The 255-nt window shown below is 35.7% G+C and carries 1 protein-coding gene; it reads left to right on the top strand.

The features are described 5' to 3' along the window. A partial coding sequence (locus AOA61_RS05720; protein ID WP_143521184.1) for an exonuclease domain-containing protein occupies nucleotides 1-255 on the top strand: 255 nt, incomplete at both ends.

Raw genomic sequence — 255 nt, 5'->3', positions numbered from 1 at the left:
ATGGAGTACCAATTGCATATAATCCACAGGACCGTAGTTTACTAGATGAAACTTATATTGTATTTGATGTGGAAACTACAGGACTTTCTGCTGTTTATAACACAATTATTGAACTTGCTGCAGTTAAAATTAAAGATGGGGAAATAATAGACAAGTTTGAAGCATTTGCAAACCCCCATGAAAAACTTTCTCCCCTCATTATTGAATTAACAGGCATAACTGATGATATGGTAGAAGGTGCGCCTGACATTGATG

Source organism: Pseudomonas sp. 2995-1 (assembly GCF_002742505.1).
GTDB classification, from domain to species: domain Bacteria; phylum Pseudomonadota; class Gammaproteobacteria; order Pseudomonadales; family Pseudomonadaceae; genus Aquipseudomonas; species Aquipseudomonas sivasensis.
The sequence above is the reverse complement of the archived record's forward strand: the minus strand, read 5'-3'. Positions and strand labels throughout refer to the sequence as shown.